This is a genomic window from Peptoniphilus grossensis, from assembly GCF_001940285.1.
Lineage (GTDB): Bacteria > Bacillota > Clostridia > Tissierellales > Peptoniphilaceae > Peptoniphilus_A > Peptoniphilus_A faecalis.
Genome location: NZ_MJIH01000001.1, coordinates 444,762 through 462,368, shown reverse-complemented (window position 1 = coordinate 462,368; position 17,607 = coordinate 444,762). Strand labels below are relative to the sequence as shown.

The 17,607-nt window shown below is 33.4% G+C and carries 13 protein-coding genes; 11 read left to right on the top strand and 2 right to left on the bottom strand.

Features of this window, described 5'->3' with window-relative positions; all coding sequences use genetic code 11:
- Positions 1-25: 25 nt before the first annotated feature.
- Positions 26-6,208, top strand: a complete 6,183-nt coding sequence (locus BIV18_RS02195) for an Ig-like domain-containing protein (protein WP_075659097.1) — start codon at positions 26-28, stop codon at positions 6,206-6,208.
- A gap of 196 nt (positions 6,209-6,404) precedes the next feature.
- Here the strand turns inward: BIV18_RS02195 and BIV18_RS02190 are convergent, their stop codons facing one another.
- On the bottom strand, positions 6,405-7,412 hold the full coding sequence (locus BIV18_RS02190) for a ribonuclease H-like domain-containing protein (protein WP_075659096.1): 1,008 nt from the start codon (positions 7,410-7,412) through the stop codon (positions 6,405-6,407).
- Positions 7,413-7,557: 145 nt separating this feature from the next.
- Here BIV18_RS02190 and BIV18_RS02185 point away from each other — a divergent pair, with 145 nt between their 5' ends.
- The 4 genes from BIV18_RS02185 to BIV18_RS11215 are packed head-to-tail and all read left to right on the top strand — an operon-like array spanning position 7,558 to position 11,309.
- On the top strand, positions 7,558-8,706 hold the full coding sequence (locus BIV18_RS02185) for a cysteine desulfurase family protein (protein WP_075659095.1): 1,149 nt from the start codon (positions 7,558-7,560) through the stop codon (positions 8,704-8,706).
- Between the two features lie 4 nt (positions 8,707-8,710).
- Complete coding sequence (thiI, locus tag BIV18_RS02180; protein WP_075659094.1) at positions 8,711-9,892, top strand: tRNA uracil 4-sulfurtransferase ThiI; 1,182 nt, start codon at positions 8,711-8,713, stop codon at positions 9,890-9,892.
- Positions 9,882-10,454 (top strand): LemA family protein, encoded by a 573-nt coding sequence (locus BIV18_RS02175; RefSeq protein ID WP_075659093.1) that lies wholly within the window; start codon positions 9,882-9,884, stop codon positions 10,452-10,454. The genes thiI and BIV18_RS02175 overlap by 11 nt, the downstream gene beginning before the upstream one ends.
- Positions 10,455-10,463: 9 nt before the next feature.
- A complete protein-coding gene (locus BIV18_RS11215; RefSeq protein WP_075659092.1) occupies positions 10,464-11,309 on the top strand; it encodes a TPM domain-containing protein in 846 nt (281 codons plus the stop codon).
- Positions 11,310-11,315: 6 nt separating this feature from the next.
- Here the strand turns inward: BIV18_RS11215 and BIV18_RS02165 are convergent, their stop codons facing one another.
- Positions 11,316-12,026, bottom strand: coding sequence for a heparan-alpha-glucosaminide N-acetyltransferase (locus tag BIV18_RS02165; protein WP_169970363.1), 711 nt, complete (start codon positions 12,024-12,026; stop codon positions 11,316-11,318).
- A 226-nt stretch (positions 12,027-12,252) separates the two neighbouring features.
- On the opposite strand from BIV18_RS02165, the gene BIV18_RS02160 reads away from it, so the two are divergent.
- The 6 genes from BIV18_RS02160 to BIV18_RS02135 all read left to right on the top strand — a co-directional run bounded on the left by BIV18_RS02160 (position 12,253) and on the right by BIV18_RS02135 (position 17,599).
- Positions 12,253-12,792 (top strand): type II toxin-antitoxin system RelB family anti-toxin, encoded by a 540-nt coding sequence (locus BIV18_RS02160; protein WP_075659091.1) that lies wholly within the window; start codon positions 12,253-12,255, stop codon positions 12,790-12,792.
- Positions 12,793-12,802: 10 nt separating this feature from the next.
- Entirely contained in the window at positions 12,803-13,837 is a 1,035-nt protein-coding gene (locus BIV18_RS02155; protein WP_075659090.1) for an ABC transporter ATP-binding protein, read from the top strand.
- Positions 13,834-14,667 carry an ABC transporter permease gene (locus tag BIV18_RS02150; RefSeq protein WP_075659089.1) on the top strand — a complete coding sequence of 278 codons (834 nt, stop codon included), beginning with the start codon at positions 13,834-13,836 and terminating at the stop codon, positions 14,665-14,667. The genes BIV18_RS02155 and BIV18_RS02150 overlap by 4 nt, the downstream gene beginning before the upstream one ends.
- Positions 14,664-15,449, top strand: coding sequence for an ABC transporter permease (locus BIV18_RS02145; protein ID WP_075659088.1), 786 nt, complete (start codon positions 14,664-14,666; stop codon positions 15,447-15,449). Before BIV18_RS02150 ends, BIV18_RS02145 begins: the two co-directional genes overlap by 4 nt.
- Positions 15,446-16,492, top strand: a complete 1,047-nt coding sequence (locus tag BIV18_RS02140; RefSeq protein ID WP_075659087.1) for an ABC transporter substrate-binding protein — start codon at positions 15,446-15,448, stop codon at positions 16,490-16,492. Before BIV18_RS02145 ends, BIV18_RS02140 begins: the two co-directional genes overlap by 4 nt.
- Before the next feature lie 81 nt (positions 16,493-16,573).
- Positions 16,574-17,599 carry a hypothetical protein gene (locus tag BIV18_RS02135; protein WP_075659086.1) on the top strand — a complete coding sequence of 342 codons (1,026 nt, stop codon included), beginning with the start codon at positions 16,574-16,576 and terminating at the stop codon, positions 17,597-17,599.
- Positions 17,600-17,607 lie beyond the last annotated feature (8 nt).

Sequence of the window (17,607 nt, the reverse complement as noted above, 5' to 3'; positions counted from 1 at the left end):
TCTCCTCCCTACAGGAGGTAAATATATGAAAAACAGCAAAAGATTACTTTCATTTTTGTTAGTCTTTCTAATGATGTTTTCAATTTTTGCGGATACTGCATATGCTTTAGGTAGCAGTGCACTTGAAGGAAAAACTGACGGACAATTAAAAGGAAGAGTTGAAGGTAATCAAGAAGTATTTGAATTTGATTCAAATATTATAAATACAAAGGAAAAAGCAAATTCTAGGCGAAGTAAGAGAAGCACTAATGAAGCACAATCTTCTGGATCAACTGCTTTTAGGTCAATGCCACAACCTATGAGAGCACCTCAAAGTGAATCTGATGACACGACAATTGAGCTAACAACAGTGGGCTTAGACAATCAAGCTTTTGACTGGTCAGTATTCCCTGACAAATCTTTTAAAATTACTGCAAGATGGAATACAAATGATGGAAAGACACATGTAAAAGAAAATTTTGCAACATTAACTGAAGATGGAACTACTACTTATAATGTAGGATGGCCTAAAGACGGTTCAATGACAGGTAGTGCATCAATAGTAGTTGATTTTAATAACAATGTTAAAATCATGGCAGTAGCATCAAGACCTACAAGTACGCAAGATGGAGCAGGTATTAAATTTAGCTTTAGAGTTATGCAACTACCTAATACAATTGCAGAAGTAAAGTATGTAGATCCCTATGGAAATCCATTAAATGAAGGTATGCCACAAGACTCAGATACTATGCCTAATGTTACAATAGATGAACTTCCAGACATTCAAGATATTAAACTTACAAATAAAAGTGAAACATTAAACTTTAGGGAATCTGAAGATTTTGATGAAGTTGAGGCAAATAAACTAGCAAATGGTCTAACATTTAAAGTTGATGGAAAGACAACTGGAGAAAAGGTAACAATAGATGGTAAGGATTATAAACTTGACATTTCCGCACCTAATGCAAAAGAACAAGGAACAATAAAACTTGCATATCAAGCTGATGTTTTAGTACCTCCAGTAGATCCAACACAAGCTGACAGCGGAACACCTGTACCTACACCTGAAGGATATGTAAGACTTACTTTTGATGCTAATGAAAATAAAGCCGATGGTGTAGAAGGTACTTTCACAAATGAAAGTCCTTACCAAGGCAAAGATAAATTATATATAGATGTTAAAAAAGGCCTTCAATATGACAATGAATCATTAACAAACGCTATAAAAGCATTAACAGTACAAGGTACAAAAGATCAAAAAGAATATACTCAAGATTTACAAAACCCATGGACACCAAAAGTTCCGACATCGGGAGCAGTAAGCGAAGCAACATATAATGCAAACTATAAATACTCCATAGCAGAAGAAGTAACAGCACTAGGAGGATTGAAGCCAGTAGACATAGCAGTATGGAAAGGCGATGCAATCACATGGGCAAATGGAGTAGCAGCAAAAGAAGAAGCTAAGAAAGATCAAATAGCAGCACTACTAGCAGCAGCAACAGTAACAGACAAAACAGACCCAGCAAGAACTTCAGATGCAAAAGGCGAATTCGAAGGAACATTACTAGTAACATTTGAAGACCAATCAACACTAGAAGTAGAAAATCAAATGTTATATGTATATGAAAGCGGAGATACAAAACCAACAGACAAACCAGTACCAAGTGATGCAGCAACAGTAACATTTACAAGAGATGAAGCATCAATAAAAGACTGGGGACAAGTATCACCAATAATTGTAAAGAAAGGTACAGCAGTACCAGCAGAGAAGTTCCCTAATGCAGAAGCCCAAGACGGATACAAAACAGTAACATGGACACCTGCAAAAGAAACAGTAGTAAATGAAGACCAAGAATTCAAAGCAAGTGCAACAAAGAATACAAAAGCAGAAGAAGTAACAGCACTAGGAGGATTGAAGCCAGTAGACATAGCAGTATGGAAAGGCGATGCAATCACATGGGCAAATGGAGTAGCAGCAAAAGAAGAAGCTAAGAAAGATCAAATAGCAGCACTACTAGCAGCAGCAACAGTAACAGACAAAACAGACCCAGCAAGAACTTCAGATGCAAAAGGCGAATTCGAAGGAACATTACTAGTAACATTTGAAGACCAATCAACACTAGAAGTAGAAAATCAAATGTTATATGTATATGAAAGCGGAGATACAAAACCAACAGACAAACCAGTACCAAGTGATGCAGCAACAGTAACATTTACAAGAGATGAAGCATCAATAAAAGACTGGGGACAAGTATCACCAATAATTGTAAAGAAAGGTACAGCAGTACCAGCAGAGAAGTTCCCTAATGCAGAAGCCCAAGACGGATACAAAACAGTAACATGGACACCTGCAAAAGAAACAGTAGTAAATGAAGACCAAGAATTCAAAGCAAGTGCAACAAAGAATACAAAAGCAGAAGAAGTAACAGCACTAGGAGGATTGAAGCCAGTAGACATAGCAGTATGGAAAGGCGATGCAATCACATGGGCAAATGGAGTAGCAGCAAAAGAAGAAGCTAAGAAAGATCAAATAGCAGCACTACTAGCAGCAGCAACAGTAACAGACAAAACAGACCCAGCAAGAACTTCAGATGCAAAAGGCGAATTCGAAGGAACATTACTAGTAACATTTGAAGACCAATCAACACTAGAAGTAGAAAATCAAATGTTATATGTATATGAAAGCGGAGATACAAAACCAACAGACAAACCAGTACCAAGTGATGCAGCAACAGTAACATTTACAAGAGATGAAGCATCAATAAAAGACTGGGGACAAGTATCACCAATAATTGTAAAGAAAGGTACAGCAGTACCAGCAGAGAAGTTCCCTAATGCAGAAGCCCAAGACGGATACAAAACAGTAACATGGACACCTGCAAAAGAAACAGTAGTAAATGAAGACCAAGAATTCAAAGCAAGTGCAACAAAGAATACAAAAGCAGAAGAAGTAACAGCACTAGGAGGATTGAAGCCAGTAGACATAGCAGTATGGAAAGGCGATGCAATCACATGGGCAAATGGAGTAGCAGCAAAAGAAGAAGCTAAGAAAGATCAAATAGCAGCACTACTAGCAGCAGCAACAGTAACAGACAAAACAGACCCAGCAAGAACTTCAGATGCAAAAGGCGAATTCGAAGGAACATTACTAGTAACATTTGAAGACCAATCAACACTAGAAGTAGAAAATCAAATGTTATATGTATATGAAAGCGGAGATACAAAACCAACAGACAAACCAGTACCAAGTGATGCAGCAACAGTAACATTTACAAGAGATGAAGCATCAATAAAAGACTGGGGACAAGTATCACCAATAATTGTAAAGAAAGGTACAGCAGTACCAGCAGAGAAGTTCCCTAATGCAGAAGCCCAAGACGGATACAAAACAGTAACATGGACACCTGCAAAAGAAACAGTAGTAAATGAAGACCAAGAATTCAAAGCAAGTGCAACAAAGAATACAAAAGCAGAAGAAGTAACAGCACTAGGAGGATTGAAGCCAGTAGACATAGCAGTATGGAAAGGCGATGCAATCACATGGGCAAATGGAGTAGCAGCAAAAGAAGAAGCTAAGAAAGATCAAATAGCAGCACTACTAGCAGCAGCAACAGTAACAGACAAAACAGACCCAGCAAGAACTTCAGATGCAAAAGGCGAATTCGAAGGAACATTACTAGTAACATTTGAAGACCAATCAACACTAGAAGTAGAAAATCAAATGTTATATGTATATGAAAGCGGAGATACAAAACCAACAGACAAACCAGTACCAAGTGATGCAGCAACAGTAACATTTACAAGAGATGAAGCATCAATAAAAGACTGGGGACAAGTATCACCAATAATTGTAAAGAAAGGTACAGCAGTACCAGCAGAGAAGTTCCCTAATGCAGAAGCCCAAGACGGATACAAAACAGTAACATGGACACCTGCAAAAGAAACAGTAGTAAATGAAGACCAAGAATTCAAAGCAAGTGCAACAAAACAAACAATAGAAGAAACAGAGGATGTTATAATCCCATATTTACCAACTGATCCTATTCCGACAAAGGGTTCAGATGATAAGCCAATACCATCTGATTATATAACTGTAACATTTAAGGCACTTCCTGAAGGGGCTGGAAAGGTTAATGTTAAGGATAAATCAGGAGAAACAGTACTAGCAAGAGTAAAACCGGGTACAAATCTTGCGGATTATACTACTATTTCTTACTCTGCGAACCCTGGATGGACAGCACCTGCAAGTTGGGATCCAGCATTAAAAGTTGTAATTAGTAATGAAACATTTACTGCAACATTTACTAAAAATGAAAAGTCAACTGTTCCAACAGTAAATCCAGTAGGAAAAGATGATGAAAATATTACAGGAGAAGGAACAAAGGGATCTACAATAACAGTAGTAGATGACAAGGGACAACCAATAAAGGGAAAAGACGGACAACCAATCACTACAACAGTAGATGATGGCGGAAAATGGGAAATCCCAGTTGACAAATTACCTGATGATAAGAAACCAACTGATGTATATGTAAATCAAACAGAAGATGGAAAAGATCCATCAGATCCAGTAAAAGTTCCATCCAAAGAACAATCAGCTGTTCCAACAGTAAATCCAGTAGGAAAAGATGATGAAAATATTACAGGAGAAGGAACAAAGGGATCTACAATAACAGTAGTAGATGACAAGGGACAACCAATAGAAGGAAAAGACGGACAACCAATCACTACAACAGTAGATGATGGCGGAAAATGGGAAATCCCAGTTGACAAATTACCTGATGATAAGAAACCAACTGATGTATATGTAAATCAAACAGAAGATGGAAAAGATCCATCAGATCCAGTAAAAGTTCCATCCAAAGAACAATCAGCTGTTCCAACAGTAAATCCAGTAGGAAAAGATGATGAAAATATTACAGGAGAAGGAACAAAGGGATCTACAATAACAGTAGTAGATGACAAGGGACAACCAATAGAAGGAAAAGACGGACAACCAATCACTACAACAGTAGATGATGGCGGAAAATGGGAAATCCCAGTTGACAAATTACCTGATGATAAGAAACCAACTGATGTATATGTAAATCAAACAGAAGATGGAAAAGATCCATCAGATCCAGTAAAAGTTCCATCCAAAGAACAATCAGCTGTTCCAACAGTAAATCCAGTAGGAAAAGATGATGAAAATATTACAGGAGAAGGAACAAAGGGATCTACAATAACAGTAGTAGATGACAAGGGACAACCAATAGAAGGAAAAGACGGACAACCAATCGCTACAACAGTAGATGATGGCGGAAAATGGGAAATCCCAGTTGACAAATTACCTGATGATAAGAAACCAACTGATGTATATGTAAATCAAACAGAAGATGGAAAAGATCCATCAGATCCAGTAAAAGTAGAAGCAAAAGTTGATGACAATAATTCAGCTACACCAGCAATTAATGATGTAATTGAAGGCGATAAAGTTATCACTGGTAAAGGTGAACCAGGAGCGGATATTGTTGTAACTGATGATAATGGAAATATTATTGGTGAAACTAAGGTTAATGATGATGGAACTTGGTCAGTAATTGTACCTGATGGCAAAGAACCTAAAGCAGGTGATGTTATTAGAGCAACTCAAACTGAAGAAGGAAAGACACCAACATCAGCAACTACAGTTGTTAAAGAAAGATATACTCCAGGTGAAGTTGATGAACCGATAATTCGTGGTAGAGATCACAAGACTCCAACTTATCCAGTTTATACAGTAGTACCTGGAAAGACTGGTCAAGGTTCAACAGTTATCGACAAACTTTGGTATATATTCCACATTGATGAATATGATTACCAAGAAGTTAGAAACTACAAGTCTACTGATCACAAGATGGACGTTACTCCTGTCATTAGAAATGACAGAACTATGCTTCCATTAAGATATGTAGCAGAAGCTATTGGAGCAGATGTTAATTGGGATGCTAAGACTAGGACAGCAACATTTACTAAGGACGGTTTAACTGCTGTAATTCAAATTGACAGCGACGAAATTGTTCTTTCAAATGGAAAGACTATTAAGATGGATGCTAAACCTCTTAACATCAATGACAGAATTCTAGTACCAGTTACTAATGTAGCAAATGTATTTGGTTTAACTAATGGAAATACTCTTGATGGAGTAGACCAAGACATTGAATGGGATGGAGAAGCTAGAACAGCTACAATTTATATTAGAAGATAAATTGTGCAAAGAAGAAAGACCGAGCAATCGGTCTTTTCTTTTACATATTTTTAAAATTTGGAAGGGATTTTTACGAGTAAGTTCTTTATAAGGGTTTGCAATATACAATTTAATTATAAAGAATTTATTGATAAAATTTTAAAGGGAATTTATAGTTTTAGACCATCTTCAATATTTTTAGATGGTCTAAATTTTTTTAATATTTTAATTCTTTTTCTATTATTTTTTTCATGACTTCTTTTTCGTTTTTAAATTTGTGGTCTTTGTAATAGAGGATGATAATTTGTGAGGGGCTTTTTATTTTTTCTCGATTTAAGATTTCAAAGGGAAGGTCTTTTTTTTGAATGTAGTAGCAAAGATTTTTGGCGTCATAAAGTGCGTCTTCTGTATTTATCTTTAGGCTAAATTTTTTGTTTTGAGTTGGAAAATCTTTTGCAAGTTCCTCTTTGTTTTCTAATTTACAAAAATTTAAAAATCCTCTGGAATTTTTTATTATATCTCTATTATTTATTTCGAGGGTGTATTGTTCCTTTGTATTAAAGTAATTTTTATTATAATTTGTCAGTCCCAAAATTTCTATGGTATTGTTTTTTAGTTTTAAATCTTCTATAAAAAACATAAAATTTAAAATATTGAGGGATAATTCTTTACATAAATTTTCACTGATTTTTAAGTCCAAAGAAATTAAATTTTCTAAGCTAATAAAATTATATTCTAAAATTTTTTCTAAGGATTCTTTTTCGCCTTCTACATATTTTTTGAAAAGTGTTTTTATTTTTATGCCTTCGTAATTTTTTTTGTCCTTTAATGCTTCTTTTTCGATAAACTTTTCTATAAGTGCTTTATTTGAATGGGAGGATAGATTAAATATAAAGTTATATTTTTTTGTGATTTCTTGTAGGTCGATGAAATTTAAATCTATGTCTTTATTAAAATAAAATTTTGTTTTTGATTTTATAAAGGGTATGTCAAAGGATTTGCCAGAGTAGGATACAAGTTCTCTTCCTGAAATCAAGGGTAATACTTCTTCCAACAATTTTTTCTCTTCTTTGAAATTTTCTATGCAAAAAGTTTTTACTATTTCTGAATTTTTTTCTATTATACTCACTGCGATAAGGGAATCAATTTCTCGTGAAAGTCCAGAAGTTTCTATTTTTATGTAATTTTTTGAAGTTCTTTTAGTTTTTCTTTCTAATTTTTTCACGCTATCACCAATATAAGTATATCATTAAATTTTTTGCAATTTTATAATTTTTCACCGTAATTCTAATTCCAATTATAAATAGAATCGACAATCATATTATAGTATAATATATGGGAAAGTTTTTATTATGATAGAAGGAAGATTTATGATTTATTTAGATAATTGTGCAACTACAAAGCCCGATGCGGAAGTTATTGATATGATGATGAAGGCACTTGTCCATGATTTTGCAAATCCTTCGTCTCTTCACAGCTTTGGTCATAGGGTTGAAAGGGAAATTGAGGTTGCTAGAAAAAATGTCGCTGCACTTATTGGTGCTAATGCTGATGAAATTTATTTTACATCGGGAGGAACGGAAAGCAATAATATTGCTATACATGGTGCTATTCTAAAAAATAGGAGAAGGGGCAAGAGGATTATAACTTCTGCCATTGAACATGCATCTATTGACGATCAATTTAAGCACTACAAAGAACTTGGCTACGATGTTTGTTATTTAGATGTGGACAATACTGGTGCAGTCGATGTAGAAAAGTTTAAAGAAGCGGTAAGTGAGGATACCATTTTAGTTTCTCTCATCTATGTTCACAACGAGCTTGGTACTGTAAATAATATTAGAAAACTTTTTGATATTGCAAAGTCAAAAAACAAAAATATTTTGTGCCATGTTGATGGAGTTCAAGCTGTTGGAAAAATTCCCGTTGATGTAAAGGACTTGGGCTGCGATACTTTTTCTTTTTCTTCACATAAAATCTATGGGCCAAAGGGCATGGGCGCTCTTTACAAAAGAAGGGATTTAAACATAGAAAGTCTTGTAATTGGCGGTGGTCAAGAAAGAGGTCTTAGATCGGGTACGGAAAATGTGCCTGGCATACTTGGTTTTGGCAAGGCTTGTGAACTCACTAAAAGAGATTTAGAAAAGAGGCTTAGCCATGCGAAAGAGATAAAGGATTATTTTCTTGAGAAATTAGGGGAGAATTTAGAGGATTATAAGATAAATACGCCAGAAAATGCTACGGATTTTATAATTTCTCTTTCAATTTTAGATATTAGGGCAGAGGTTCTCCTCCACTACTTAGAAGGCGATGAGATTTACATTTCAACGGCATCTGCTTGTAATTCTAATGGTACACACAAGTCCAATACTTTAAAGGCAATTGGTCTATCAGATAAGTATGCAGAAGGGACAATAAGAGTTTGTACTTCAAAGGATACTACAAAAGGAGAAATAGATATTTTTGTGGAAAAACTTGTTAAGTATGTAGGTGAAATTAGAAATATTATTAGGGGGTGATAAAATGAAAAAAGTTATGGCGCTCTCCCTTGGTGAGCTTGTATTAAAGGGAAAAAATAGATATAAATTTGTAAATAAACTTATTTCAACTATTAAGAGAAATCTTAGAAATATTGACCATGGCAAAATTTATCAAAATATGGGAAAGGTCTATGTGGAACTTGTGGCTGATAATGAGGACAAGATGATAAATCGTCTTAAACACGTCTTTGGCATTGTCTATATTGCGCCTTGTTATGTTGTGGAAACTAATTGGGATAAAATTGAAGAAGGCGTAATAACAATTGTGGATGAAGCTTTGAAAAAAAACCCAAATTACAAAACTTTTAAGGTAAAGACAAATAGAGGCGACAAATCCTTCCCGCTTAATTCCATGGAAATAAGTGCCAAAATAGGCGGCATTGTCCTTAAAAATTTTGATATAAAAGTAGATGTTCACCAGCCGGATTTTTATGTTTACTGCGATTTAAAAAAGGATACTTATATTTATATAGACAAATTTAAGGCTTATGGTGGACTTCCATCTGGCACAAATGGCAGGGGACTTCTCCTCCTTTCTGGTGGGATTGACTCTCCAGTTGCTGGATTTTTAATGGCGAAAAGAGGTGTCCTCGTGGACTGTTTGCACTTCCATTCCTATCCTTTCACTTCTGAAAGGGCAGAGGAAAAGGTAAAAAAACTTGCAGAGGATATTTCTACTTTTTCTGGAGAATTAACTTTTTATTCTGTAAATATTTTGGATATTCAGAAGGAAATTAATATAAATTGTCCTGAGGATGAGATGACTATTATCTCCCGTAGATTTATGATGAGAATTGCAGATAAAATTGCAAAAGAAGGGAGATATGATTGCATTATCACTGGAGAAAACCTTGGACAAGTTGCATCACAAACTATTGATGGTCTAAAGGTTACTAATGATATTACAGAAAAACTTGTCTTTAGACCACTTATTGGCATGGATAAGGTAAATATTATAGACATAGCCAAGGACATAGATACTTACGAGACATCAATCCTTCCCTTTGAAGATTGTTGTACGGTGTTTTTGCCAAAGCATCCACTTTTGACGCCAACTGTGGAGGGAATAGTAAAATCTGAGGAAAAACTTGACTGCGACAAGCTCGTAGATGAAGCTTTAAATAAAATGAAAATAGAAAAAATAGGAGGAAGCAATGAAGAATAAAAACAGAGGTGCTGTGGGGATTATTGCAATAATAGCTATTGTCGTTGTATTTGCAATTTTCTTTGGCGGACAGTGGAATAATCTAGTTAAACTAGATGAGGATGTAAATGGTGCATGGGCACAAGTTCAAAACCAAGTAAAAAGGCGTGCAGATTTAATTCCAAATGTTGTAGAAACTGTTAAGGGTTATGCAAGCCACGAAAAGGAAACTTTTACAGAAATAACAAAGGCTCGTGCTGGTATTTCTGAGGCAAGCACACCTAAGGAACTTGCTGAAGCAAATGATAATTTGACAGAAGCTATTGGAAGGTTAAATGTAGTGGTAGAAAACTATCCAGAGCTAAAGACAAATCAAAATTTCTTAGATCTACAAGCACAACTTGAAGGCACTGAAAATAGGATTGCCACTGAAAGAATGAGATATAACGAAACAGTTAAAATTTACAACCAAAAAGTTAGAAGATTTCCAACAAATATTATTGCAAAAATTTTAGGATTTAGTGCAAGAGATTATTTTGAGGTTTCAGAAAAGGATAATAAAGTACCAGAAGTTAAGTTTTAGGTGATTAAGATGAAAAAATTGGCAGCTACAATTTTATTTGTATTCACCTTGATATTCAATGTTTATGCAGCCTTTGACAAAAACAATATGTCCTATAATGTCTATGACGAGACAAATACTCTTAGCCAAGATACAATAGATTATTTAAATAAGACAACTTATGATTTAAAAAAGAAAACTGGTGGAGAAATTGCCGTAATTGTAGTAAAGGATTTAGAAAATTATTCTATTGAAGAGTATGGCACGAAAATTTTTAATGATATAAAAATTGGAGATAAAGACGAGGATAATGGAGTTCTATTGCTTGTGGCATTATTAGACGATACACATAGATATGTGAGAATAGAGACGGGATATGGCTCTGAGGGTTTTATTCCCGATGCCTATGCTTCGAGGATTATTAGGGTTATGGGAAAAGTTGTTTCTGAAAATGAAGGCGACAGACCCTTTGAGAAGGCAATCCTAGAAGGCTATGCTCAAATTGTTAAATTATATGAAAGGGAATACGATGTGGACATAGTGGCTAGAGAGCCTCAAGAAGAAATTGATTATTCTAATGAATATAATGAAGAAGGCAGTGTTTTTGAGTCAATTATTAAAATTATAATTATTTTATTTATAATTTCAATAATTTTTGGAGGTTCAGGTCGTGGATCTGGTGGACCTGGCTCTCGAGGAAGAAGACGAAGAGGACCTATAATCTTCTGGGGACCGAGAGGCTTTGACGACGATTTCGGAGGAGGCTTCGGAGGAAGTGGCGGTTTCGGAGGAGGCTTCGGAGGATCAGGCGGAGGCTTTGGTGGCTTCGGCGGTGGAGGTTCATCTGGCGGCGGAGGCGCCAGTGGAAGTATTTAGACTAATCTATTTAATGCTAAATATAATTGAGAAAACTCCAATTAAGATAATTTGATGAAGAAAATATATTAAAAGAGAATGCCTTCCCATGACATTTATAAAATTGTGGGAGGCTTCTTTTTTTGTAACTTTAATAAAATCAAAGAGAAAATAGCCCATGTAGAATAAAAATATCCATGGAATTATTGGAAAATAATCTCCTGATGAAAAATTTTTGCTGGGAAGACCGAGAAAAAATAAATTCAGATCGTAAAAGGATTTTGGAAGTTGAAATTTATTAAAGAAAATACTTCCATAGTAAATATTCTTTAAAGCTACAAATAAAACTGTGTTGATAATAAGTCCAAATTTTGGATTTATTTTTTTTATGTAATTTTTCAAAATAATGTGAATTAATGTTGCTGCTGCAAAAAAGTGAATTATGCCAAAATATATCGCATCTTCTCTGGAATAAATATAGGAGCCTAAGGTTATTAAAAGAGAAAGTCCAGTTAAAATAAAAAACTTTTTCTTAAAATTATTTGAAAAATTAGTAGAGTAACCAGAAATCAAAATAAAAGAAATGCAAATATACTGTTGGTAATAGTAAAAGTCGTGATTAAAGTTAAAACCGTAGAAATTTTCGAGGTCAAATAAGGCGTGAAAAATTATCATATTTATAATAGTAAAGCCACGTAAAAAATCTATGGAATTGTATCTGTTTTTAATAGTATTCAATGTAACACCTCAAAAAAATTATAACACAAGATAAAAGATTTTAATTAGGATTAAAAGTAATTTTTTGAACTTTAAACAATATCAATATTATTTAGTGTAGTAAATTATATTTGACAAAAAATTTACTTTATTAAATTTGTTTTTCTATTGACATTAATATCTTTAACAATTATACTCTAATGAGTTTAGTAAATTAAGTAATTTGTTTAATATTTTAGGTGATGTAATGGATATTGGAAATAAAATAAGAGATATGAGAATTGAAAAGGGTCTTACTCAGGAAGAACTTGCAGATAGATCGGAACTTACTAAGGGTTTTATCTCACAAATTGAAAGAAATTTGACATCGCCGTCAGTGGATTCTCTTTTGGATATTTTGGAAGCTCTTGGAACTGAGCCAGATAAATTCTTTAAAAGAAAGGAAAATGAAAAAATTACTTTTAAAGATGAAGATTTTTTTGAAAGTGTAAATGATGAGCTTGGATATACTCTTGATTGGATTGTTCCAAATGCACAAAAAAATGAAATGGAACCCATGCGAATAAGGATAAGTCCCGGTGGAAGTTCTAAAGAGATACAGCCCTATGAGGGCGAAGAATTTGGCTATGTGATAAAGGGTAGCGTTGTTCTTGTTTATGGAAATGAAGAATATAAGGTTAAGAAGGGCGAAAGTTTTTATTTTAAAGCAAATAGCTCTCATTATTTAAAAAATGAAGGAAAATGCGTAAGTGAAATTTTGTGGATTTCCTCTCCACCAAATTTTTAGGCGGTGAATTATGGAAAATTATGTAATTGAATTAAAAAATGTTACAAAAAGTTTTGACGACAATGTGATTTTAAAGGATTTTAATATTAAGGTTAAAAAGGATGAATTTCTCACAATTTTAGGTCCAAGCGGCTGTGGAAAGACAACTATTTTAAGATTAATTGGAGGTTTTGAAGCACCAGATAAAGGAGAAATTCTTTTTAATGGCAATGATATTACAAATAAAGAGCCCTATGAGAGAAAGATAAATACAGTTTTTCAAAAGTACGCTCTTTTTCCACATATGAATGTCTACAAAAACATTGCCTTTGGTCTTAATATTAAAAAAATGGACAAAAATCTTATAAAAGAAAAGGTAAGGGAAGTTTTAAAACTCGTAAATTTAGAGGGATTTGAAAATAGGGAAATTGAATCTCTTTCTGGTGGTCAACAACAGAGAATTGCTATTGCAAGGGCACTTGTAAATGAACCTGAGGTTCTTTTGCTAGATGAACCTCTAGGTGCACTTGATTTAAAACTTAGACAAGCCATGCAGATTGAGTTAAAGAGAATTCAAAAAAGTGTGGGCATAACCTTTATTTATGTTACTCACGATCAAGAAGAGGCTCTTTCCATGAGCGATACTGTTGTAGTTTTAAATAATGGTGAAATTCAACAAATGGATACTCCGCTAAATATTTATAATGAGCCAAAAAATGCCTTTGTTGCAGATTTTATTGGTGAATCAAATATTATTAAAGCAAAAATGTTAGAGGACTTTAAGGTAAGATTTTTAGATTATGATTTTGTCTGCGTGGACAAGGGATTTAATAATGGGGAAGATGTTGAAGTAGTTGTGAGACCTGAAGATGTGCTTTTAGTAGATGAAAACTATCAAATTGAAGGGACTGTTACTAGTTTAGTCTTTAAAGGTGTTCACTACGAAATGACTGTGGATGTAGATGGTTATAGCATGCTTGTGCAATCAACGGAAAAAAGAGAAGTGGGAGAGAGGACAGGCATTGTTATAAAACCTGATTTAATACATGTAATGAGGCTGATATGAAAAAATTTTCAATAGTATATTTATTTTGGGGATTAGTTTTTATTGTGTTGCCACTATTTTTGATACTGGCTCATGCATTAAGTTCCAATACAAATTTATCTGATTTTTCCTTTACTCTAGATAACTTTGCAAGGTTTTTTGAGCCTTTATATGTAAAAATTTTAATTACTTCAATAATTCTTGCTGCTGTTTCAACTCTTTTTTGTCTAGTTATTGGATATCCAGTTGCCTATATTATTTCAAAAATGAGTGAAAAAGTGAGAAATAATTTGATTTTAGTTTTTATAATTCCAATGTGGATGAATTTTTTACTAAGGACTTATGCTTGGCTAACTCTCCTTGGAAATAATGGTCTTATAAATAAATTTATTGGACTTTTTGGACTTGGACCTTGGGACTTAATGTACAATTCTAAGGCGATTATGATAGGTATGGTTTACAATTTTTTGCCCTTTATGGTTCTTCCAATTTATACAGTGCTTCTAAAAATGGATCCAAAATTAATTGAAGCTGCAAAGGATCTTGGAGCAAATGATTTTAAAGTTTTTGCAAAAGTTATTTTTCCACTCTCACTCCCTGGCATTTATACGGGCATAACTATGGTATTTATCCCTGCAATTTCTACTTTTGTAGTGCCAAACTTACTTGGTGGAAACAACTTCTATTTAATAGGAAATTTAATCGAAAAACAATTTACTTTCACGGGAGATTGGGGCTTTGGTTCTGCCATTTCCATGGTGCTAATAATTATCATGCTTTTGATTTTACTTGTGCCAAAATTGTTTAATAAAAAAATTAAAACTGGAGAAATGCAAGGAGGATTGATGTGAAAAAAATAGTAGATAGAATTTATTTGTTTTTGACCTTTATATTTTTGTACGCACCAATAGTTATTTTAGTAGTCTTTAGTTTTAACAATTCAAAGTTAAGGGGATCTTGGGCAGGCTTTACTCTAAAGTGGTATAAAAAACTTTTTAACGACCCGGCAATTTTATCATCTCTTTGGACTACAATTTTTGTTGCAGTAGTTGCAACAGTTATTTCTACAGTTGTGGGAACAGTTGCTGCTATTGCAATAAATGAACTTCGTGGCTTTAAAAAGGATGCGATATTAAATATAAATTATCTTCCAGTGATAAACCCAGACATTGTAACGGCAGTTGCACTCATGGGGTTATTTGGACTATTTAATATAAGAATGGGCTACACGACAATGATTATTTCACACATTACTTTTTGCATCCCCTATGTAATTTTGTCAATTCTTCCAAAATTAAATCAGTTAAATAAGAATACAGTTGAAGCAGCATTAGATTTAGGAGCGACACCTACATATGCAATTATGCATGTGGTGATTCCACAAATAAAGCCTGCAATACTTACAGGAGCCTTGATGTCCTTTACACTTTCAATTGATGACTTTGTGATTTCCTTCTTCAATACAGGTCAAGGAGTTTCAAATTTATCAATTACAATTTACTCAATGGCTAGAAAGGGAATAAATCCTTCAATAAATGCAGTTTCAACGCTTATGTTAGTATCGTTATTAATTTTACTTGTAATAATAAACAAGAGAAGTGAAAAAAATAAAAATTTTGAGGTGAATCTATGAAAAAAATAATTTTAGCACTATCACTATTAATGCTTTTAACTTTAACGGCTTGTGGCAAAGATAAAAGTGCAAAGGAAGAAATTTATGTATATAACTGGGGTGAATATATAGATCCACAAATTTTAAAGGACTTCCAAAAGGAAACAGGAATAAAAGTAAATTATGACACTTATGCTTCTAATGAAGATCTTTATATAAAGATGACTCAATCACAAGACAAGTACGATGTAGTAGTGCCAAGTGATTATATGATTGAAAGGCTTTCTAAGGAAGGATTAATTCAAGAGATTAATTTTAAAAACATTCCAAATTTTGATGGAGTTGAAGATAATTTAAAAAATCCAACCTTTGACCCGGAAAATAAATACTCAGTGCCATATTTCTGGGGAACTGTGGGAATTGTCTACAATAAAAAGGAAGTTACAGACCCAGTTGATTCTTGGAACATTTTGTGGAATGAAAAATATAAAGACCAAATAATTATGTATAATTCACAAAGAGATACTATTGGCATTGCACTAAAAAGACTTGGTTATTCACTAAATTCTACAAGTGAAAAGGAATTGCAGGAAGCAAAGGAATCTCTTATTGCACAAAAACCTCTAGTTTATGCCTATCTCGATGATGATGGACGTGATGTAGTAGTGCAAGGAGATGCAAATCTTTCTGTTATGTATTCTGGTGATGCCCTTCTAATGATGCAACAAAATAAAGATTTAGATTATGTAGTGCCAAAGGAAGGATCTAATATTTGGTATGATTCCATGGTTATACCAAAGAATGCAAAGAATGTTTCTGGAGCAGAAAAATTTATTAATTACATGCTTAAACCTGAAGTGCAAGCTAAAAATGCAGAATACTGTGTTGGATACACTTCACCAGTTAAGGGTGTAAAGGATCTTCTTCCTGATGAAATTAAAAGCTCAAAGGTCGCATATCCAGACGTCGATAAACTTCCGCCACTTGAAGCCTTTAGAGATCTTGGCGATTTTATAAAAGTTTACGATAGAATTTGGACAGAAATAAATGCTTCTAATCTTTAATATGCTAATAAATTTGTTTATTTTAAGCTCTTCATGTGTTATTATAATATAAGCGAAATGTTTTCATAATGGAGGTTTAAAATGAACAAGAGAATAAAAAAGCTTGTAATACTTGCAATTTTCTTATTAGCACTTATGTTAGTTTCTTTAACCGCTTTTTTTAGCAAGTCTCTTATGTGGCCAAACTCAAATGTGGAAAGAGAATTTGACGGAATTTTATTTAACAATTCCGATGGAGTTGAAAATCTTCAAGTTGCTAGATCTGTTGTCCAAGATGGCGGTGAAAAACTTATAAAATACGATATAAAATTTGATTATAAAGGTGAAGACACAACTGCCAGAATAATGGGAACACCTGTTAGACAAATTTTCTTTGGCGAAGGAGTAAAATTTAGCAAGTCAAGGGTAAATTTAAAGGGTGATTTTGATAAAATTAATAAATCACTTTTTGAAGAAAAATTAAAATTAAAAGTTAAAGATTTTTACAACAAAACTGAAAATAAAGAGTTTAAGGCAGTGAGTGAAGTAAAACTTAATTTGTCAGAAAAAGTTGGAGAATATGAGTTTGAAGTTTATTATAGTCCAAACCCCTTATATTTTTCCGGTGGACAAAAAGTTGAAGACGCATCAATATTTGTAACTAATGCTAAGGTAGAAAATTGGACTGAAACAACAAAATCAACTGATAGCGTAAAGGAAGCCTATACAAATTCCGGTTACTATATAAATAAATTAGAATTAATTAACCAAAGTTTGATTAATAAAATTTCATTGATCAACACAATTTCAACAGTGGTGTTTTTAGTACTTACACTTTGTGTAATTGTACTAATTTGGATAGACAAGGGAAGCTTCCCAATGTATCTAGGGGCATTATTTATTATGATTCCTACTTTCTTTAGATTTATGGACAAGGGAACAAGTAACCTTGGAGTACTAATTGTATATCCGATTTTAGGTTTTATTGCATCAATTGTTGCGAGATTTTTATCAGCAGATGATGATGTAACTTTTGGAATAAAAGAAATTAAACAATCAATAGCATTTTTATTAATGTATTTTGTAGTTTCAGTATTATTTATGATTCCAAGAGTATTTATAGGTTAAATAATTTT

Bases quoted from the DNA above. Each gene is read 5' to 3' on its own strand.
- thiI (WP_075659094.1), top strand. From the start codon at position 8,711: ATGAAAAAAGTTATGGCGCTCTCCCTTGGTGAGCTTGTATTAAAGGGA.
- BIV18_RS11215 (WP_075659092.1), top strand. From the start codon at position 10,464: ATGAAAAAATTGGCAGCTACAATTTTATTTGTATTCACCTTGATATTC.
- BIV18_RS02195 (WP_075659097.1), top strand. From the start codon at position 26: ATGAAAAACAGCAAAAGATTACTTTCATTTTTGTTAGTCTTTCTAATG.
- BIV18_RS02135 (WP_075659086.1), top strand. From the start codon at position 16,574: ATGAACAAGAGAATAAAAAAGCTTGTAATACTTGCAATTTTCTTATTA.
- BIV18_RS02185 (WP_075659095.1), top strand. From the start codon at position 7,558: ATGATTTATTTAGATAATTGTGCAACTACAAAGCCCGATGCGGAAGTT.
- BIV18_RS02175 (WP_075659093.1), top strand. From the start codon at position 9,882: ATGAAGAATAAAAACAGAGGTGCTGTGGGGATTATTGCAATAATAGCT.
- BIV18_RS02150 (WP_075659089.1), top strand. From the start codon at position 13,834: ATGAAAAAATTTTCAATAGTATATTTATTTTGGGGATTAGTTTTTATT.
- BIV18_RS02160 (WP_075659091.1), top strand. From the start codon at position 12,253: ATGGATATTGGAAATAAAATAAGAGATATGAGAATTGAAAAGGGTCTT.
- BIV18_RS02155 (WP_075659090.1), top strand. From the start codon at position 12,803: ATGGAAAATTATGTAATTGAATTAAAAAATGTTACAAAAAGTTTTGAC.
- BIV18_RS02140 (WP_075659087.1), top strand. From the start codon at position 15,446: ATGAAAAAAATAATTTTAGCACTATCACTATTAATGCTTTTAACTTTA.